The organism is Bacillus sp. NPDC094106, assembly GCF_044764345.1.
In the GTDB taxonomy this organism is placed as follows: Bacteria; Bacillota; Bacilli; order Bacillales; family Bacillaceae_G; genus Bacillus_A.
The window spans coordinates 204,174-222,558 of the sequence record NZ_JBIWHY010000004.1 but is presented as its reverse complement, the minus strand read 5'-3'; the positions used below and the strand labels follow the sequence as shown (position 1 = coordinate 222,558).

The 18,385-nt window shown below is 36.5% G+C and carries 20 protein-coding genes; 17 read left to right on the top strand and 3 right to left on the bottom strand.

Going from position 1 to position 18,385, the window contains the following annotated elements; genetic code table 11:
* Positions 1 to 53: 53 nt before the first annotated feature.
* The 12 genes from ACIQ7L_RS07955 to ACIQ7L_RS07900 all read left to right on the top strand — a co-directional run bounded on the left by ACIQ7L_RS07955 (position 54) and on the right by ACIQ7L_RS07900 (position 10,566).
* Positions 54 to 485 carry a cytidine deaminase gene (locus ACIQ7L_RS07955; RefSeq protein ID WP_400568182.1) on the top strand — a complete coding sequence of 144 codons (432 nt, stop codon included), beginning with the start codon at positions 54 to 56 and terminating at the stop codon, positions 483 to 485.
* A complete protein-coding gene (era, locus tag ACIQ7L_RS07950; protein ID WP_097896940.1) occupies positions 478 to 1,383 on the top strand; it encodes a GTPase Era in 906 nt (301 codons plus the stop codon). Before ACIQ7L_RS07955 ends, era begins: the two co-directional genes overlap by 8 nt.
* 110 nt (positions 1,384 to 1,493) lie before the next feature.
* Positions 1,494 to 1,637 carry a YqzL family protein gene (locus tag ACIQ7L_RS07945; protein WP_000883924.1) on the top strand — a complete coding sequence of 48 codons (144 nt, stop codon included), beginning with the start codon at positions 1,494 to 1,496 and terminating at the stop codon, positions 1,635 to 1,637.
* A 33-nt stretch (positions 1,638 to 1,670) separates the two neighbouring features.
* Positions 1,671 to 2,417 carry a DNA repair protein RecO gene (gene recO / locus ACIQ7L_RS07940; RefSeq protein WP_400568004.1) on the top strand — a complete coding sequence of 249 codons (747 nt, stop codon included), beginning with the start codon at positions 1,671 to 1,673 and terminating at the stop codon, positions 2,415 to 2,417.
* A gap of 107 nt (positions 2,418 to 2,524) precedes the next feature.
* The gene (gene ccpN / locus ACIQ7L_RS07935) at positions 2,525 to 3,157 is read left to right on the top strand and encodes a transcriptional regulator CcpN (RefSeq protein WP_097896938.1); all 633 of its coding nucleotides are present in this window, start codon (positions 2,525 to 2,527) and stop codon (positions 3,155 to 3,157) included.
* 29 nt (positions 3,158 to 3,186) lie between these two features.
* On the top strand, positions 3,187 to 3,999 hold the full coding sequence (locus tag ACIQ7L_RS07930) for a pyruvate, water dikinase regulatory protein (protein WP_400568002.1): 813 nt from the start codon (positions 3,187 to 3,189) through the stop codon (positions 3,997 to 3,999).
* Between the two features lie 356 nt (positions 4,000 to 4,355).
* The gene (locus tag ACIQ7L_RS07925; RefSeq protein ID WP_400568001.1) at positions 4,356 to 4,814 is read left to right on the top strand and encodes a YaiI/YqxD family protein; all 459 of its coding nucleotides are present in this window, start codon (positions 4,356 to 4,358) and stop codon (positions 4,812 to 4,814) included.
* Positions 4,815 to 4,852: 38 nt separating this feature from the next.
* Entirely contained in the window at positions 4,853 to 6,649 is a 1,797-nt protein-coding gene (gene dnaG, locus ACIQ7L_RS07920; RefSeq protein ID WP_400567999.1) for a DNA primase, read from the top strand.
* A gap of 59 nt (positions 6,650 to 6,708) precedes the next feature.
* Entirely contained in the window at positions 6,709 to 7,830 is a 1,122-nt protein-coding gene (rpoD, locus tag ACIQ7L_RS07915; RefSeq protein ID WP_097896934.1) for an RNA polymerase sigma factor RpoD, read from the top strand.
* 384 nt (positions 7,831 to 8,214) lie between these two features.
* Entirely contained in the window at positions 8,215 to 8,571 is a 357-nt protein-coding gene (gene cccA, locus ACIQ7L_RS07910) for a cytochrome c550 (RefSeq protein ID WP_097896933.1), read from the top strand.
* Positions 8,572 to 8,740: 169 nt separating this feature from the next.
* Positions 8,741 to 9,448, top strand: coding sequence for a tRNA (adenine(22)-N(1))-methyltransferase (locus ACIQ7L_RS07905; RefSeq protein ID WP_400567997.1), 708 nt, complete (start codon positions 8,741 to 8,743; stop codon positions 9,446 to 9,448).
* Complete coding sequence (locus ACIQ7L_RS07900; protein ID WP_400567996.1) at positions 9,445 to 10,566, top strand: Nif3-like dinuclear metal center hexameric protein; 1,122 nt, start codon at positions 9,445 to 9,447, stop codon at positions 10,564 to 10,566. Before ACIQ7L_RS07905 ends, ACIQ7L_RS07900 begins: the two co-directional genes overlap by 4 nt.
* Positions 10,567 to 10,614: 48 nt before the next feature.
* Here ACIQ7L_RS07900 and ACIQ7L_RS07895 read toward each other — a convergent pair whose 3' ends face one another.
* Both ACIQ7L_RS07895 and vrrA read right to left on the bottom strand, forming a co-directional pair.
* Positions 10,615 to 11,565 carry a 4-hydroxy-3-methylbut-2-enyl diphosphate reductase gene (locus ACIQ7L_RS07895; RefSeq protein ID WP_400567995.1) on the bottom strand — a complete coding sequence of 317 codons (951 nt, stop codon included), beginning with the start codon at positions 11,563 to 11,565 and terminating at the stop codon, positions 10,615 to 10,617.
* Positions 11,566 to 11,654: 89 nt separating this feature from the next.
* Positions 11,655 to 12,311, bottom strand: a complete 657-nt coding sequence (vrrA, locus tag ACIQ7L_RS07890; protein ID WP_400567993.1) for a VrrA/YqfQ family protein — start codon at positions 12,309 to 12,311, stop codon at positions 11,655 to 11,657.
* A 372-nt stretch (positions 12,312 to 12,683) separates the two neighbouring features.
* Between vrrA and ACIQ7L_RS07885 the strand changes: the two genes are divergently transcribed.
* Positions 12,684 to 13,994 (top strand): DEAD/DEAH box helicase, encoded by a 1,311-nt coding sequence (locus ACIQ7L_RS07885; protein WP_400567991.1) that lies wholly within the window; start codon positions 12,684 to 12,686, stop codon positions 13,992 to 13,994.
* Between the two features lie 409 nt (positions 13,995 to 14,403).
* Positions 14,404 to 15,300: a deoxyribonuclease IV gene (locus ACIQ7L_RS07880; RefSeq protein ID WP_097896927.1), complete on the top strand. Its 897-nt coding sequence runs from the start codon at positions 14,404 to 14,406 to the stop codon at positions 15,298 to 15,300.
* An 18-nt stretch (positions 15,301 to 15,318) separates the two neighbouring features.
* Here ACIQ7L_RS07880 and ACIQ7L_RS07875 read toward each other — a convergent pair whose 3' ends face one another.
* The gene (locus tag ACIQ7L_RS07875) at positions 15,319 to 15,573 is read right to left on the bottom strand and encodes a DUF2624 domain-containing protein (RefSeq protein ID WP_097896926.1); all 255 of its coding nucleotides are present in this window, start codon (positions 15,571 to 15,573) and stop codon (positions 15,319 to 15,321) included.
* Positions 15,574 to 15,723: 150 nt separating this feature from the next.
* Here ACIQ7L_RS07875 and ACIQ7L_RS07870 point away from each other — a divergent pair, with 150 nt between their 5' ends.
* The 3 genes from ACIQ7L_RS07870 (at position 15,724) to ACIQ7L_RS07860 (ending at position 18,379) form a co-directional block, all read left to right on the top strand.
* Positions 15,724 to 16,602: a YitT family protein gene (locus ACIQ7L_RS07870; RefSeq protein ID WP_400567988.1), complete on the top strand. Its 879-nt coding sequence runs from the start codon at positions 15,724 to 15,726 to the stop codon at positions 16,600 to 16,602.
* A 173-nt stretch (positions 16,603 to 16,775) separates the two neighbouring features.
* Positions 16,776 to 17,549, top strand: a complete 774-nt coding sequence (locus ACIQ7L_RS07865) for a metal ABC transporter ATP-binding protein (RefSeq protein WP_400567986.1) — start codon at positions 16,776 to 16,778, stop codon at positions 17,547 to 17,549.
* A complete protein-coding gene (locus ACIQ7L_RS07860; protein WP_400567985.1) occupies positions 17,546 to 18,379 on the top strand; it encodes a metal ABC transporter permease in 834 nt (277 codons plus the stop codon). Before ACIQ7L_RS07865 ends, ACIQ7L_RS07860 begins: the two co-directional genes overlap by 4 nt.
* The last annotated feature ends 6 nt before the right edge of the window (positions 18,380 to 18,385 follow it).

The following is an 18,385-nucleotide window of genomic DNA, read 5'->3' as shown; positions in this document are numbered from 1 at the left end:
ATTACGCTTTGGAGGCGCCGAGAGGGCCTTTTAATAAAAGAATTACTTTATCTATTCACAATTGTGAACAGAAAGGATGCGAGAGCATGAACAGTGAAGAGTTAATTCAAGAAGCAATCGAAGCGCGTAAACAGGCGTATGTACCATATTCTAAGTTTCAAGTTGGTGCAGCTTTATTAACAGAAGATGGAAAAGTGTACCGTGGATGTAATGTAGAAAATGCATCATATGGACTATGTAATTGTGCAGAAAGAACAGCTTTATTTAAAGCGATTTCTGAGGGAGATAAACAGTTCGTAGCCATTGCAGTTGTAGCGGATACGAAACGTCCAGTACCTCCTTGTGGAGCGTGCCGTCAAGTTATGATAGAATTATGTAAACAGGATACGAAAGTATACTTATCAAATTTACATGGTGACATTGAGGAAACAACAGTTGGAGAATTGTTACCAGGAGCATTTTTAGCGGAGGATTTACATGAATAGAAAAGGTTATAAATCAGGTTTTGTCTCTATTATTGGAAGACCGAATGTTGGAAAATCTACATTTTTAAATCGTATTATCGGTCAAAAAATTGCCATTATGAGTGACAAACCGCAAACAACTCGTAATAAGATTCAAGGTGTATATACAGAAAATGATTCACAAGTAATTTTCATTGATACACCAGGGATACATAAGCCAAAGCATAAACTAGGCGACTTTATGGTGAAGATGGCGCAAACGACATTGAAAGAAGTTGATATTGTTCTATTTATGGTCAATGCAGCTGAAGGATTTGGTCGTGGTGAGGAATTCATCATTGAAAAATTACAAGAAACGAAGCAACCGGTATTTTTAGTAATTAATAAAATTGATCAAGTTCATCCAGAACAATTGCTAGAATTGATTGATCAATACCGTAAACTACATGAGTTCGCAGAGATTGTACCGATTTCTGCCTTGGACGGTAATAATGTGGAAGCTTTAATCGGAGCGATTAAGAAATATTTACCGGAAGGGCCACAATACTACCCGGATAACCAAGTGACGGATCATCCAGAGCGATTTATTATTGCTGAGCTTATTCGTGAAAAGGTACTGCATCTAACGCGTGAAGAAGTACCACATTCGGTAGCGGTTGTAATCGATGCGATTCAAAAGCGTGAGGGCGGAGCAGTCTATGTGAACGCGACAATTATTGTCGAACGTCCATCACAAAAAGGGATTGTTATTGGGAAGCAAGGGAAGATGTTGAAAGAGGTTGGGAAGCGAGCTCGTTTTGACATTGAAGCGCTGCTTGGTTCTAAAGTATTTTTAGAAGTATGGGTAAAGGTACAAAAAGATTGGCGTAATAAAATGTCCCAGCTTCGTGATTTAGGCTTCCGTGAAGATGAATATTAATAGAAATTAGGAAAAATTTTTCTCACATGAAAATGGACAAAATGGGTCATTTTAATAACAACAAAAGAAATTGGTTTATATGCTACGCTTATTGAGAAAGGTGGATTCTTATGCTGGATTTTACCTGGAAGTTTTTCTCCAAAACAGGAAGCATTGAGACGTATTTGCTTTTAAAAGAAATGGAAAAAGACGTAAACGATGAGATGGATCAACATGAAGAGGAGCTAGCACATCTAGATTCTCCAATTTCTTGACCCGTTTTGTTCAAACCTTGGATGGTGACGAACATGTTTCAAAAAGTTGAGGGCATTGTCATCCGGACGACAGATTACGGAGAAACGAATAAAATTGTTACAATATTCTCTCGTGAGCTTGGAAAGGTAAGTGCAATGGCAAGAGGGGCGAAAAAACCAAAAAGTAGGTTAGCATCTATTTCGCAACTGATGACGCATGGTCACTTTCTAATTCAAATGGGATCTGGACTCGGAACTTTGCAACAAGGTGAAATGATTTCATCTATGAAAGAAATTCGTGAAGATATATTTTTAACTGCTTATGCATCATTTATCGTTGAATTGACTGATAAAGCAACTGAAGATAAGAAACATAATCCGTATTTATTTGAAATGTTATATCAAACATTACATTATATGTGTGAGGGTGTCGATCCTGAAGTGTTATCACTTATTTATCAAACAAAAATGCTTCCGGTACTAGGGATGCACCCATATTTTGATACATGTGCTATTTGTCACCAAGAAACAGACTTTGTCGCCTTCTCTGTTCGAGAAGGCGGTTTTCTGTGCTCACGTCATGCTGAACAAGACCCGTATCGCATTCCGGTGGGAGAGGCTGTTCATAAATTATTACGTCTTTTTTATCATTTTGATTTAAACCGGCTCGGTAATGTATCTGTGAAGGATGGAACAAAACGACAAATACGTACAGTATTAAATACATATTATGATGAATATTGTGGAATCTATTTGAAATCAAGACGTTTTCTTGAACAACTTGATAAGTTTCAAATATAACGAGGACCATATACAGGTCCTTTTTACATACTTTCTTTTTTGAACAGCATATTTAGTATATAATATTTAAGAGATAGTATAACTTTTTTCGTTTTGTATTGAAGGTGGTGATTATCATAGAACTGAATAAACGGCAAGAACATATCATTCAGATTGTAAAAGATCACGGTCCTATTACAGGGGAGTCAATCGCTGCACAATTAAATTTAACACGTGCGACACTAAGACCAGACTTAGCGATTTTAACGATGGCGGGTTATTTGGAAGCTCGTCCGCGCGTCGGTTATTTTTATACAGGGAAAACTGGTGGGCAGTTATTATCAGAGGCTGTTAAGAAAATTAAAGTGCAAGATTATCAATCTAGACCAGTCGTAATTGATAAAAATGTTTCTGTATACGATGCGATTTGTACCATGTTTTTAGAGGATGTTGGTACTTTATTTGTTGTAGATCAAACTACGTTTTTAGTTGGGGTTGTTTCTCGTAAGGATTTATTACGTGCGAGTTTAGGTAAGCAGGACTTAACGTCTCTTCCGGTTAATATTATCATGACAAGAATGCCAAACATTGCGATGTGTCGTAGAGAAGATTCTCTATATGATATTGCAATGGAATTAATAGAAAGACAGATTGATGCTGTACCGGTTGTAAAAGAAACAAAACAAGGACTAGAAGTAATCGGGCGAATTACAAAAACGAATATTACGCATGCGTTTGTGAATTTAGTAAACAATGAATGAGTGTAATTTGTTTAAAGTGAGGTAATGTAATGGATAATAAAATCGTATATGTCGTATCTGACTCTGTTGGAGAGACGGCTGATTTAGTTGTTCGAGCTGCAATGGGTCAATTTCCATTCGCTCCTGATATTAGACGTGTACCGTATGTAGAAGATACAGGGACATTAAAAGAAGTTATTTCAATTGCAAAGAGTAATCGAGCGCTTATTTGTTTTACATTAGTAAAACCTGAAATGCGTCAATATTTGTTAACAGAAGCGGCAAAAGAGGGTGTAGAGGCTTATGACATTATAGGTCCTCTTATCGATCAAATTGAAGGGATTACAGGACAAGTACCAAGATACGAGCCAGGTGTTGTTCGAAGGCTAGATGAAGAATACTTCAAAAAGATTGAAGCGATTGAGTTTGCTGTTAAATATGATGACGGTAGAGATGCGCGTGGAATTTTGAAAGCTGATATTGTTTTAATCGGGATTTCACGTACATCGAAAACACCACTTTCACAATATTTAGCGCATAATAAACGATTAAAAGTTGCGAACGTACCACTTGTACCAGAAGTGGATCCGCCTGAAGAACTATATCAAGTTGCAAAAGAAAAATGTTTCGGTTTGAAAATTACACCGGATAAGTTAAATCACATTCGAAAAGAACGGTTGAAATCACTTGGGCTAAGTGATGGAGCAACATATGCGAACATCAATCGTATTCAAGAAGAGATTGATCACTTTGAGAAAGTAGTGAGCAAAATAAACTGCCAGGTCATTGATGTATCCAATAAGGCAATTGAAGAAACAGCAAATATTATTGTGAATGCAGTGCAAAACCAAAAAATGTTTTAGCACATTTACCAAAGGTGAATGTGCTTTTTTCGCTCGTGGTAAAGTAAATGCTTTTTTAATCCCGTACTTAGAATGATGCGTTTCGCTGGTTTTGTAGTCACATGAAGGGGTAATTTTGATTATCTATGGATAACATAAGAAAATTTTAGAGGATATGTAGCGAAGTTAAAGAAAATATATTATAATAAAAAATTGTGATAAAAACCTATGTTTTACGTTTAGACTTTAATTTTTCAGAATAAACTAGGGATAGGATTTACGGAAAAAGATATACATTTACGTAAAATCGACAAAAATCTATACAAGAAAACGCACATTATGGAAGGATTCACAGAAGGGATGTAGAATACAGAAATATGCAAAACATCAGTAAGATTCTAGTTGATGCAGATGCATGTCCTGTGAAGGATGAAATTGTGCAAGTTGGAACAAAATTTCATGTCGAAATTTTATTTGTCGCATCCTACGCCCATCGTTCGAGAAAACAGCAAGGAAATTGGGTTTATGTAGATTCTGAGCAAGATGAGGTTGATTTTTATATTTATAAACATGCGAAAGCTACAGATCTCGTGATCACACAGGATATGGGACTTGCTGGTCTTCTTGTCAAAAAAGGAGTATATGTATTATCTCCAAGAGGTACGTTTGTGACAGATGAGCAAATGGATACAATTTTATATAGTCGATATGTATCTGCAAAGTTACGCAGACAAGGGACCTATACGAAAGGTCCAAAATCATTTTCAAAGCATGATCGACAGTGCTTTCTAACAAATTTAGAAAAAATATTGTCGAATTATAAAGGAATCTTTTAATTTGTATCGAATACAAAATACGACACGGAGATGGAGTTATGGGGAATAGAATTCCCGAAGAAGTTGTTGAACAGATTCGGACATCATCTGATATTGTAGAAGTAATTGGTGAGTATGTTCAGCTCAGAAAGCAAGGGCGCAATTATTTTGGGCTTTGTCCATTTCATGGTGAGAATTCTCCCTCATTTTCTGTTTCATCAGACAAGCAAATTTTTCATTGCTTTGGATGTGGAGAAGGTGGAAATGTTTTTTCATTTCTCATGAAGATGGAAGGACTTTCTTTCACAGAGGCTGTACAAAAGCTTGGGGAAAGAAATAACATTGCAGTTGCAGATTATACATCAGGGCAAGAACAGCAAGAAAATATATCTGATGACAATGTCATTATGTTGCAGGCTCATGAACTTCTGAAAAAGTATTACCATCATTTGTTAGTAAATACAGAAGAGGGAAATGAAGCTCTTTCTTATTTATTAAATCGAGGTATTACAAAAGAAATGATTGAGAAGTTTGAAATTGGTTACGCGTCACCAGCTTGGGATGCAGCGGCGAAAATATTACAAAAAAGAGGGTTTTTGCTATCGACCATGGAGCAAGCAGGTCTACTTGTAAGAAGTGAAAAGGATGGTAGTCATTATGACCGCTTCCGCGGAAGAGTTATGTTTCCGATTCATACATTACAAGGAAAAGTAACAGCATTTAGTGGAAGGGCATTAGGGGATGATACCCCGAAATATTTAAATAGCCCGGAAACACCTATTTTTCATAAAAGTAAGTTGCTGTATAACTTCCATCAAGCAAGGCCGTTTATCAGAAAACGTGGGCAGGTCGTCCTTTTTGAAGGCTATGCTGATGTTTTAGCTGCTGTAAAAAGCGGCATTGAAGAAGCTGTCGCAACAATGGGAACGGCTTTAACAGAAGAGCAAGCGAAGCTTCTGCGTCGTAATGTTGAAACTGTTGTTCTTTGCTATGATGGTGATAAAGCTGGACGAGAAGCGACGATGAAAGCGGGGCAATTGTTAGCGCAAGTTGGTTGCCAAGTTAAGGTTACTTCATTGCCAGATAAGCTCGATCCTGATGAATATGTGCAACAATATGGAACAACGGCTTTTGAAAATCTTGTAAAAACGAGTATAAGTTTTATCGGATTCAAAATAAATTATTTGCGTTTAGGGAAAAATTTGCAAGATGAGTCTGGTAAAGAAGAATATGTGAAAAGTGTTTTAAAAGAGTTAGCATTATTGCAAGATGCGATGCAAGCGGAGTCATATTTAAAATCATTATCACAAGAATTTGCATACTCAATGGAAACACTTTTAGGTCAATTGCACCAATATCGCAAAGAACAAAAGATACAGCAAAAACAAACGAAGCAAATTTCTAAGCCATCTCAAATTGTTCAGTCCAAACCGAAATTATCAGGTTTTGAAAGGGCAGAGAGAGAGCTCATTTACCATATGTTGCAAAGCCCAGAAGTTGCAGTGCGTATTGAACCTCATATAGAAGATTTTTATACGGAAGAACATAAAGGGATTTTATATGAACTATACGCATATTATGAAAAGGGAAATGAACCTTCAGTCGGAAATTTCTTAAGTTGGCTCTCTGATGAGAGGTTGAAAAATATTATCACCAATATTTCAACGGATGAGTTTATTAATCCAGAATACACAGATGAAGTACTGCAAGGCAATCTAGAGGCGTTAAGACGCCATAAGGAAAAGCTGAAAAAGATGGAGACCATTTTTACAGTAAAACAAATGGAAAAAGCTGATCCGCTAGAAGCTGCTAAGTTTTATGCAGCATATTTACAAAATCAGAAAGCAAGAAGATAGCTTTTTGTATAAAATTTTATTATAATGAATGTTTGTATCTCGCGTAAGGAGGGGAACAAATGGCTGATAAACCAGCTCGTTCTAAACAAATTGAAACTGAAATGACCCTTGAGCAAGTGAAAGAACAACTCACTGAGCTCGGAAAAAAACGTGGCGTTCTTACATATGAAGAGATTGCAGAACGCATGAGTGGATTTGAAATTGAATCCGACCAAATGGATGAATACTATGAATATTTAGGTGAACAAGGGATTGACTTAGTTGGTGACAATGATGAAGGTCCAAATAATCATCAAATCACAAAGACTGAAGAAGAATTTGATTTAAATGATTTAAGTGTACCACCAGGTGTAAAAATCAATGACCCTGTTCGCATGTATTTAAAAGAAATCGGTCGTGTCGACTTACTATCTGCTGAAGAAGAAATTCGACTTGCTACACGAATTGAAGAAGGCGATGAGGAAGCGAAACGCCGTCTTGCGGAAGCGAATTTACGTCTTGTTGTAAGTATTGCGAAACGATACGTAGGCCGCGGCATGCTTTTCTTAGACTTAATTCAAGAAGGGAATATGGGCCTAATTAAAGCTGTTGAAAAGTTCGATTATCGTAAAGGTTTTAAATTCAGTACGTATGCAACTTGGTGGATTCGTCAAGCAATCACACGTGCTATTGCGGACCAAGCAAGAACAATTCGTATTCCAGTTCATATGGTTGAAACAATTAATAAATTAATCCGTGTACAGCGTCAATTGTTACAAGATTTAGGTCGCGAACCATCTCCAGAAGAGATTGGTGAAGAAATGGATCTTGCTCCAGAAAAAGTACGCGAAATCCTGAAAATTGCCCAGGAGCCAGTTTCTCTTGAAACACCAATTGGTGAAGAGGATGACTCGCATTTAGGTGATTTCATTGAAGACCAAGAAGCAACGTCACCTGCGGACCATGCAGCGTATGAATTGCTAAAAGAACAATTAGAAGATGTGTTAGATACGCTAACAGATCGTGAAGAAAATGTTCTACGTCTTCGTTTTGGTTTAGATGATGGACGAACTCGTACGCTTGAAGAAGTTGGGAAAGTATTCGGCGTAACGAGAGAGCGTATTCGTCAAATTGAAGCAAAAGCGCTTCGTAAATTAAGACATCCAAGCCGTAGCAAACGTCTAAAAGATTTCTTAGAATAGGATTCTTAAAAGTTTACTTCACATTTGTGAAGTGAACTTTTTTATTTTGTTAATTTTTGTTAAAATTTAGTTGTCAGTAACAATTACAATTCTTGTAATTTATTTTACAGAATTGTCTTTTGATTTGCAAATGGTCATTTTTAGATTTTTCGATTAATTTTGTTTATTCTATACAAAAATATATGCAGAAAAACAAAAAATATGATGAGATTCGTTGATTTTTATCAAAATAATATGTGATAAAAGTGAGATGATAAATAGACTAAATTTACGGAATATTCGAAACATCCGGCAGTTTTATCTTTTCTGATGGGTTGTTTTCAAGTACAATGAAAATGACTGAATCATCTAATTATTTAGGGGGATAGAGGGGGGAGAAGAAATATGAAACGTAATCCGTTGATTCCATTCGCTCTTATTGCAGCACTGGGCATTATCATTATGTTTGTATTTTCGTTCCAGGGGTTACATAAATCTAAAGAGCTAGCTGATGCCAAAAATACGGGAAAACCAGCACAAACGGCATCGAAACCAGAGGATATTGTGAAACAAAACTGTACGAGCTGCCATGGTGATCAGTTGCAAGGTGCAGTAGGACCTAATTTACAAAAAATCGGTGGGAAACTTTCGAAAGATGAAATTAAAGAAGTACTTTCAAAAGGGAAAGGCAATATGCCACCGAACTTAATTCCAGCAGATCAAGCTTCTAAAGTAGCCGATTGGTTATCGAAGAAAAAATAAAATTCTATATAACAAGCTCTTTGCTTTTATAGCAAAGGGCTTGTTTTTCTTTTCTTTCTAAAATACGATTAATGATAGAGAAATTGAAATGTTGTTGTTTACTTGCAACAACTACTGTAAATTCATTATCATGGAAACAGACTGACAAGAGAAGGAGTAATGGAAATACATGAATGAAGTGAAGCTTTCAAAAAGGTTAGAAGAAGTAGTACGAGAGATTCCGGTGGGATCTACAGTAGCGGATATTGGCTCAGATCATGCGTACTTACCGTGCTATACAATTATAAATAACATTGCTACAAAAGCGATTGCAGGAGAAGTTGTAGATGGGCCATTTCGCTCTGCGCAGGTAACGGTAGCTGAGAGTGGTTTACAAGAGAAAGTGGATGTTCGTAAAGGGAATGGATTAGCCGTTATTGCGCCAGGAGAAGTCGATGTGATTACAATTGCTGGCATGGGCGGGGCGTTAATTCGTGATATTTTAGAGAATGGAAAAGACAAGTTAAATGGTGTAACACGCTTAATTTTACAGCCAAATATTGCAGCGCATCATATTCGTGAATGGTTTATTGAAAATGACTGGGAACTTATTCATGAAAAGATTATAAAAGAAGACGGTAAAATTTATGAGATTTTAGTTGGAGAAAAAGGTAATCCATTAGCACCTTACCATGAAAATAAACAAGCTGAGTTATTTATTGGACCATTTTTGATGAAAGAAAAAAGTGATGCCTTTATTGAAAAATGGGAAGGCGAATTGAAAAACTTTCAAAATATCTTGAAGCAGCTGGAGCGTGCAACAGAGTCGGAAGATACAAAAGCGAAACGAAATGAAGTAGAAGAGAAAATGAAAATGATAGGAGAGGTTTTATCATGAGTAAAATTCCGAACGGGCATGAATTGATTTCTTTATTTGAAAGCATGTACCCGAAACATCTAGCGATGGAAGGAGATAAGATAGGCTTACAAATTGGAGCACTCAACAAATCGGTGGAGCATGTATTAATTGCACTAGATGTTACAGAGTCGGTTGTAGAAGAAGCGATTCAAATCGGAGCAAATGTCATTATTGCACATCATCCGCTTATTTTTAATCCTCTAAAAGCAATTCATACAGATAAAGCGTATGGGAGAATTATTGAAAAGTGCATTAAACGTGATATTGCTGTGTATGCAGCTCATACAAATGTGGATGTTGCAAAAGGTGGAGTGAATGATTTACTTGCTGAGGCACTGGAATTACAAAATACAGAAGTGCTTGTTCCAACATATGCAGAAGAAATGAAAAAAATTGTTGTATTTGTTCCTGTAACACATGCGGAAGCTGTGCGTAAAGCTCTTGGTGATGCTGGGGCGGGTTATATCGGCAATTATAGCCATTGTACGTTTAGTAGTGAAGGGACAGGTACATTTATGCCTCAAGAGGGGACAAACCCTTATATAGGTGAATCTGGACAGTTAGAGCGTGTGGAAGAGGTAAGGATTGAAACGATTATTCCAGCTTCACTAGAGCGGAAGGTTGTAAAAGCAATGTTAACAGCACATCCATATGAGGAAGTCGCTTATGATGTGTATTTACTTGATAATAAGGGAGAAACATTAGGACTTGGTAAAATTGGATATTTGCAAGAAGAAATGACACTAGGACAGTTTGCTGAACACGTGAAACAATCATTAGATGTAGAGGGTGCGCGAGTTGTTGGGAAACTGGACGATAAAGTGCGAAAAGTAGCGGTACTTGGTGGTGACGGGAATAAGTATATCAATCAGGCGAAATTTAAAGGAGCAGACGTGTATGTAACAGGCGATATGTATTATCATGTTGCTCATGATGCAATGATGCTTGGATTAAATATTGTTGACCCAGGCCATAATGTCGAAAAAGTGATGAAACAAGGTGTGCAAAAGCAATTACAACAAAAAGCAGATGAGAAAAAATTTGCTGTACAAATTCACGCTTCAGAGTTACATACAGATCCATTTACATTTGTATAAGTGAGGTAATAAAAAAATCCGTTGCTAGTGAGCTAGCAACGGATTTTTTTATTGTTGTTTTTTTGCCTTTACACGCGGCAAAATCTTTTGAAGTGGTACGTTTCGTTTTCGCTCCCAAGTAGCTGGATTCATCGGATCGTACTGTTCTAAAAAGGCTATTACTTCTTTTGTAATTGGCGTTGGTGTAGAAGCGCCGGCGGTAATAGCGACATTTTCAACGCCTTGTAGCCACTCTAATTGAATTTCGCTTACATCTGCAACGCGGTATGCCTTTGTACCAGCGATTTCTTCTGATACTTGAGCTAAGCGGTTTGAGTTATTGCTTTTTGGATCGCCAACAACGATCGTTAAATCAGCAACATCAGCCTGTTTAGCCACTGCTTCTTGACGAACTTGTGTTGCTAAACAAATTTCTTTATGAAATTCAGCTGTTGGGAATTTTTTCTGGATGTCTTCCATTAGGTGTTGAACGTCCCATTGACTCATTGTTGTTTGATTTGTAACTAAAATCTTTTCTGTTGGAATTTCGAATGTTTCTAAATCCTCAGCTTTTTCAATAAGATGAACGATATCAGGTGCGATACCAACCGCGCCTTCTGGTTCTGGATGTCCTTTTTTACCGATGTAAATCACATGGTATCCTTCAGCTTTCTTTGCTTCAATGAGGTCATGTGTTTTTGTAACATCTGGACATGTTGCATCAATTGTTGTTAACCCTTTTTCTTTTGCACGTTGTTTGACTTCTGGAGAAACACCGTGTGCAGTGAAAATAACAGTGCCGGAATCGATTTTGTCTAAAATCTCTAATCGACTTGGACCATCTAATGTAATAATTCCATCTTCTTCAAAAGCATCTGTTACATGCTTGTTGTGAACAATCATACCTAAAATATAAATGGGTCTCGGTAATGACTTATCTAGTGCGGCATTGCGTGCGATAACCATCGCGTCAACAACACCGTAGCAATAACCACGAGGGGAAATTTTAACAATCTTCATGTGAGTAATCCTCTCCTTCTAAACAAGGGATCCTTTTGTACATAGTCTTTTTCATTATAAAGGAGGAGGGGACAGAAAACAAAGGATTGTTAGACATATAGTTTTGGTTTTGTTGCCATATGTGGGATATTCTCTTTTGGTAATTCTTTTTCAACAATGGGCTCAAGTATAATTTCCTTCCTTTTTTTCTTTTTAGGAGGTGATGGGGTGGTGATTATTTCCACCTCATCTTTCGATCCTTCAGCCTCACCTTTTTTAGAGGTGAGAATTTTTACGATGCTCGGTATGCTGCGAACAATGGGACCATATTGTTCGACCACAGGCCCGACAGATTGAGCGACTTGTGCGACTTTTTCAATGTTATTTAACATGCCGGTCGGATTGGAAATTAAGTTAGAAAAGAAGCTTCCGATACCACTAGCGCTAGGTGTAATTGATGCCCCTCCGCGCATTTCGTTTGGCTCATTCATCATTTGTGGTTGAGGTGGTATCATTTGTTGTGGCTGCTGTATATAGGACTGATGGTATTGTTGATGATGCGGATGTTGGTGCATGATCGGTTGCCCTTCCATTTGTCGATAGGGAGGAACCATTTGCATAAAAGGCTGAGTAGGATCGTGTTTTTTGAAAAGTTTAGAGAGAAAGCCTTTCTTTTTTTGCATCATTGGTGGTAATTGAGGAATTGGGTATGGTGTATATGGTTGCTGCCCTGGATACATTTGCTGCATAGGGGATTTCGGATACATAAGAGAAATCCTCCTTTCTTTAGTTAGGTATATACACATACAATATGCAAAGGTAAGAAAGAAGGTTAGTTTTTGGAGTGAAAACCGAAACTATATAAATACAAGTTGAGAAATCGACATAAAAATCCCTTTCTTTTTAGGTGAACGAGAGCATCTGGACATGCATAGAAACGGTCAAGGATCTTTTCTGCCACATGCTAGGGTGAAAACAAAGGAAGAAAGCGAGTGCAGGTCATGTTTTATTTTGCATCGCAGCGACTTAAAAATTAAAATGGATTTATATAAAGATGGATTTTACTATTAGATTTCGATATAATGTAGACTTGACTGATTTGTGCGCGCAGTAGAAATTTTAGAAAGAAGGTGTAACTTATGACACTACAAACATTTACACAGTATAATTTTCAGCCATTTTTAATAGATGCAGTTCGTGAACTACGCTTTTCAGAGCCGACAGAAATTCAAAAGAAAATTTTTCCGGTCGTAAAAAAAGGTGTGAGTGTAATTGGACAGTCCCAAACAGGTTCTGGGAAAACACATGCATACTTACTTCCAACTTTAAATAGAATTAATGCAAACCGTGAAGAGGTACAACTTGTCATTACAGCGCCTACTCGTGAGTTAGCACAACAAATTTATCAAGAAATTGTTAAATTAACAAAGTTTTGTGCAGAAGAGCAAATGATTACAGCACGTTGCTTAATTGGAGGTACTGACAAACAACGTTCAATTGAAAAGCTGAAAAAGCAACCTCATATTGTTGTTGGAACACCAGGACGTATTAAAGATTTAGTGGAAGAACAAGCGCTATTTGTTCATAAAGCAGCTACTATTATTGTCGATGAAGCGGATTTAATGCTTGATATGGGGTTCATTCAAGATGTAGATAAAATTGCAGCACGTATGCCTAAAAACTTACAAATGTTGGTCTTTTCTGCAACGATTCCTCAAAAATTAAAGCCATTTATGAAGAAGTATATGGAGAATCCAGAGCATATTCATATTAATCCGAAGCAAGTTGCAGCGGGGAATATTGAGCATTATCTTGTACCTTCAAGACATCGTAATAAGATTGAATTAGTGAAAAATATGTTACTTCAATTTAAGCCGTATTTAGCAATTGTCTTTACAAATACAAAGAAAAAAGCTGACGAAGTGGCAGATGGACTAACAGAACGTGGATTAAAAGTAGGGCGTATACACGGTGATTTATCTCCTCGTGATCGTAAAAAAATGATGAAGCAAGTTCGTGACTTAGAGTTCCAATACATTGTTGCGACGGACTTAGCAGCACGTGGTATCGACATTGAAGGAATTAGCCATGTAATTAACTATGAACTTCCATCTGATTTAGATTTCTTCGTTCACCGCGTTGGAAGAACAGCACGTGCTGGCTATTCAGGTATTGCAGTAACTATTTATGATCCAGCAAACGAGGAAGCACTAGATAACTTAGAAAAACAACGTAATATCACGTTTAAACATGTGGACTTACGTGGGGATGAATGGACGGACTTAGGTGAGCGTCGTCGTCGTAAAAGTCGTAAAAAACCAAATGATGAACTAGATGTTATGGCAACGAAAGTGGTTAAAAAACCGAAAAAAGTAAAGCCTAATTATAAGAGAAAACTTGCGACAGAACGTGAAAAAGTGAAGAAAAAATATAGCAATAAAAAAAGATAAGGGAAATTTTTATCAAAAGCAACAAAAACATTAGAATACTTTGGTATATAAAGAAGTGAACTAGAATGTTACACATTTTAAGAGCGTGTGGTCACGCTCTTTTTTTGTACATAGAAGCGGTCTCAAACTAATTAAGATATCAATTATATAATGTGTAACCTTATATAAGGCGTTGGCATATCAATGCTCAACACCTTTCAAACTTATTTAATATTACAGAGTACTTATCTTTTATCCATCTATCTTTCTGGCTCCCAAATTGAGTGAGAAGTGAAGGGGAGAAGATTCTCACCGATTAAAGTTTTTCTTTGTTTTTTCATAGGGGCTTCTTTTCTGAACAAACAATTCACTACATATTTCTACAAATTATGCTATCATTATAGCTATTGTATATTGAAGAGGTGATTATATGCTAAAGATTGGATCTCATGTTTCAATGAGTGGTAAGAAGATGTTATTAGCAGCAAGTGAAGAGGCTGTTTCGTATGGTGCAACAACGTTTATGATTTATACAGGCGCACCACAAAATACAAGAAGAAAACCAATTGAAGAATTAAATATAGAAGCAGGACGAAAACATATGCAGTTGCATGGAATTGAAGAAATTATTGTCCATGCGCCTTATATTATTAATGTTGGTAATACAACAAAACCGGAAACGTTCCAATTAGGTGTCGATTTCCTACGCATGGAAATTGAAAGAACAGCAGCCCTAGGAGTAGCGAAACAAATTGTACTTCATCCAGGTGCTCACGTTGGGGCAGGAGCTGAAGCTGGTATTGAGCAGATTATTAAAGGTTTAAATGAAGTGTTGACGCCAGAACAGACAGTAAATATCGCATTAGAAACAATGGCTGGAAAAGGTACAGAGTGCGGACGTAGTTTTGAAGAACTTGCAAAGATTATTGACGGTGTAAAATATAACGAAAAACTATCTGTATGTTTTGATACGTGCCATACGCATGATGCAGGTTATGACATCGTGAATGATTTTGACGGCGTATTAAATGAATTTGATAAAATTGTTGGGATTGATCGCTTGCAAGTATTGCATATTAATGATAGTAAAAACGTGCGCGGGGCTGGTAAAGACCGTCATGAAAATATTGGTTTCGGTCATATCGGTTATAAGGCGTTGCATCATATTGTGCATCATCCGCAATTACAGCATGTACCGAAGATTCTTGAAACACCGTATGTAGGTGAAGATAAGAAAGATAAAAAACCACCATATAAATTTGAAATTGAAATGCTCAAGAATGGAACATTTGATGAAGGGATTCTTGAGAAGATTAAGGGGCAATAAGGAGGGGGATTTCCCTCCTTATTTTAATAATTGCTGAAATAATGTATTTACTTGCTGGGCGGTAGCGGGAGAGGTTACTTTTGCGATTTTTTTTAACAGTGCCAGTCTTTCATCGTTATTGTAAATGTTAATATTTTTTCCTTTCATTAAGAGCACAATTTTATCAGCTTGCTCTGTTGTAATAGGGACTTCATAGTCTTTGCTATATTTCAATAATTCTTTTGTTGAAATATGATTTAATTTTTTATTTACGATTTGTTTGATGAGATTCATGATGTAGTCCTCCTTCAAGCGTTCTTATATCGGAATATATGTGCATAGTGCTTGTATATATTCGTATAACAGTGGCTTTTTCCATAAGGAAAAGAACAATATGTTATAATAAAAGAACAAAACTACATAAAAAGCATATAAGGAGGGCTTATGGAAAAAAAACAACATCGAAAAGAAAGTATTATTCATCTATTGTATCGTTTAGTTATGATTGTCTTTGGTGCAGCATGTGCGGCGGTAGCAATTGAACTATTTTTAATGCCAAATAAAATTATTGATGGTGGAATTATTGGCATTTCCCTCATACTAGATTATCTTACTCCTAACATTTGGTGGTTAAGTTTTTCTACTTTGGTTGTCATCCTCAATATACCATTTATGTATTCCGGTTATAAGCAAATTGGAAAGACGTTCATGTTATCTTCTGCTTTTGCGATTGTCGCTTTAGCATTTATTGAGTCAACATTACATTCTATTCAACCATTTACGACAGAGCCGATTTTAGCAACTGTGTTTGGTGGCCTTATTTTAGGGATTGGTGTAGGACTTGTTATTCGTCACGGGGGTTCATTGGATGGAACAGAGATTATGGGAATCTTGTTAACGAAGAAATTACCGTTTTCTGTCGGTGAATTTGTTATGTTTGTGAACTTATTCGTTTTTGCTTGGGCAGCATTTGTATTTGGTGTCGAACAGGCGATGTATTCTGTTATGACATACTATATTGCGTTCAAAACGATCGATACGGTTATTCAAGGATTGGATGAAACGAAAGCAGTTCTTATTGTATCAGATCAATATGAAGAAGTATCAAATGCAATTTTACACCGTCTTGGTCGTGGAACAACAAAGCTTGTTGCTAAAGGTGGCTATACGGATAAAGAGAAAGAAGTTATTTACGCAGTTGTTACACGTCTTGAGGTAACAAAGTTAAAATCAATTGTTCATGAAATTGATGAAAATGCCTTTATTACAATTATGAGTACACAAGAGACAAACGGTGGTAAATTCAAATCAGCAATTCATTAAAAATATGTGTTTAAAAAAGCAGAGAAATTTTCTCTGTTTTTTTGTTATAATAATAAGGTTGCCTGAAATAAAGAAGGTATTTTGGGCAGATTGGTTTACAACTATAATAAGCTATACTATAATTCAAATAGAGATAAATCGGAATCATTCTGAATTAAAATAGGTGAGATGCTATGAAAAATGTATTAGAAATAGAAGGATTGACATTTCGGTATGAAGATCGAAATGTGCTAGAAGATATTAATTTGCAAGTTCCAAAAGGAGCTTTTTTAGGTTTAGTTGGACCGAACGGATCTGGAAAATCAACTTTATTGAAGAGTATATTAGGTGTTTTAAAGCCAAAGAAAGGAAATATCCGATTATTTGGTATTGATAGTAAGAAATTTAAAGAGTGGAATAAAATCGGCTATGTGTCGCAAAAGGCTAACAGTTTTAACTCTGGTTTTCCAGCGACTGTCTTTGAGGTTGTTTCAATGGGGCTTGTTTCGAAAAAAGGCCTATTTCGTTTTTTAACGAAGGAAGATAAAGAGAAGGTAGTAAAGGCAATTGCTGATGTAGGCATGGGCGAATTTCAAAATCGTAACATCGGAGAGCTTTCCGGCGGACAACAGCAGCGTGTATTTATTGCACGTGCACTTGTAAGTAGCCCAGAATTACTTATTTTGGATGAACCTACTGTTGGAATCGATGTAAAGAACGTGGAGAGTTTTTATGAAATACTAGAGGATTTAAATAAAAAACTAGGTATCACATTGATTCTTGTTACGCATGATATGGGCGCTGTAACAGAGAAGGTGACGCATGTTGCATGTTTAAATCAGCATCTGCATTTCCATGGAAATGTAGAGAAATTCCGAGAGCTAGAAGATGCAGAAATGTCGATTTTATATGGACATCATGTTCATCGCTTAGAACATGATCATGAGCATCACGGGAGGATACAATGATACAGGATTTTTTACAATATGATTTTTTACGTAATTCTTTATACGCTGGTATTTTAATAGGACTTGTTGCACCGCTTATCGGTGTATTCGTTGTAATCCGCCGCTTGTCACTTATTGCGGAGGCATTAAGTCATGTGACATTATCAGGAATTGCAGCAAGCTTGTTGCTTGAAAAAACAATTTTTACAGGCGGATTTTTAAATCCATTATATATGGGAATGATCTTTTCAATAGGTGGAGCTTTGCTAATTGAAAAGTTACGAACTGTATACAAACATTATCAAGAATTAGCGATTCCGATTATTCTCTCGGCTGGAATGGGGATTGGCGTTATCTTCATTTCGCTTGCTAACGGATTTAATACAGATTTATTTAGTTATTTGTTTGGTAGTGTAAGTGCTGTAACAAGAACGGATTTAATGATTATTGGTATTGTAGCAATCGTAGTTGTTGCAACGATTATTTTATTATACAAAGAGCTATTTTTATTATCATTTGATGAGGAATACGCTGTATCAACTGGCCTTCGTGCAAAGTGGATTCACTTTGTTTTTATTATTTTAGTTGCGTTAGTAATCGCAGTATCAATGCGTGTTGTTGGGGTTCTTCTTGTATCATCTCTAATGACGTTACCAGTTGCAGCAAGTATCCGCATTGCCAAAGGGTTTAAACAAACTATTTTCTTTTCCGTTTTATTTGGTGAAATTTCCGTAATAGGTGGGATGCTTGCTTCTTATCAACTTGATTTGGCTCCAGGTGGTACAATTGTTATGCTAGCGGTTCTTATTTTAATCGGTGCAATCTTATGGAAAAAGAAAAAAACTGCATAAAGTAGG

Bases quoted from the DNA above. Each gene is read 5' to 3' on its own strand.
- ACIQ7L_RS07930 (WP_400568002.1), top strand. From the start codon at position 3,187: ATGGATAATAAAATCGTATATGTCGTATCTGACTCTGTTGGAGAGACG.
- rpoD (WP_097896934.1), top strand. From the start codon at position 6,709: ATGGCTGATAAACCAGCTCGTTCTAAACAAATTGAAACTGAAATGACC.
- dnaG (WP_400567999.1), top strand. From the start codon at position 4,853: ATGGGGAATAGAATTCCCGAAGAAGTTGTTGAACAGATTCGGACATCA.
- ACIQ7L_RS07870 (WP_400567988.1), top strand. From the start codon at position 15,724: ATGGAAAAAAAACAACATCGAAAAGAAAGTATTATTCATCTATTGTAT.
- cccA (WP_097896933.1), top strand. From the start codon at position 8,215: ATGAAACGTAATCCGTTGATTCCATTCGCTCTTATTGCAGCACTGGGC.
- ACIQ7L_RS07875 (WP_097896926.1), bottom strand. From the start codon at position 15,573: ATGAATCTCATCAAACAAATCGTAAATAAAAAATTAAATCATATTTCA.
- ACIQ7L_RS07885 (WP_400567991.1), top strand. From the start codon at position 12,684: ATGACACTACAAACATTTACACAGTATAATTTTCAGCCATTTTTAATA.
- ACIQ7L_RS07895 (WP_400567995.1), bottom strand. From the start codon at position 11,565: ATGAAGATTGTTAAAATTTCCCCTCGTGGTTATTGCTACGGTGTTGTT.
- ACIQ7L_RS07880 (WP_097896927.1), top strand. From the start codon at position 14,404: ATGCTAAAGATTGGATCTCATGTTTCAATGAGTGGTAAGAAGATGTTA.
- ACIQ7L_RS07900 (WP_400567996.1), top strand. From the start codon at position 9,445: ATGAGTAAAATTCCGAACGGGCATGAATTGATTTCTTTATTTGAAAGC.
- ACIQ7L_RS07945 (WP_000883924.1), top strand. From the start codon at position 1,494: ATGCTGGATTTTACCTGGAAGTTTTTCTCCAAAACAGGAAGCATTGAG.
- ACIQ7L_RS07925 (WP_400568001.1), top strand. From the start codon at position 4,356: ATGCAAAACATCAGTAAGATTCTAGTTGATGCAGATGCATGTCCTGTG.
- vrrA (WP_400567993.1), bottom strand. From the start codon at position 12,311: ATGTATCCGAAATCCCCTATGCAGCAAATGTATCCAGGGCAGCAACCA.
- ACIQ7L_RS07865 (WP_400567986.1), top strand. From the start codon at position 16,776: ATGAAAAATGTATTAGAAATAGAAGGATTGACATTTCGGTATGAAGAT.
- ACIQ7L_RS07905 (WP_400567997.1), top strand. From the start codon at position 8,741: ATGAATGAAGTGAAGCTTTCAAAAAGGTTAGAAGAAGTAGTACGAGAG.
- recO (WP_400568004.1), top strand. From the start codon at position 1,671: ATGTTTCAAAAAGTTGAGGGCATTGTCATCCGGACGACAGATTACGGA.
- ACIQ7L_RS07860 (WP_400567985.1), top strand. From the start codon at position 17,546: ATGATACAGGATTTTTTACAATATGATTTTTTACGTAATTCTTTATAC.
- era (WP_097896940.1), top strand. From the start codon at position 478: ATGAATAGAAAAGGTTATAAATCAGGTTTTGTCTCTATTATTGGAAGA.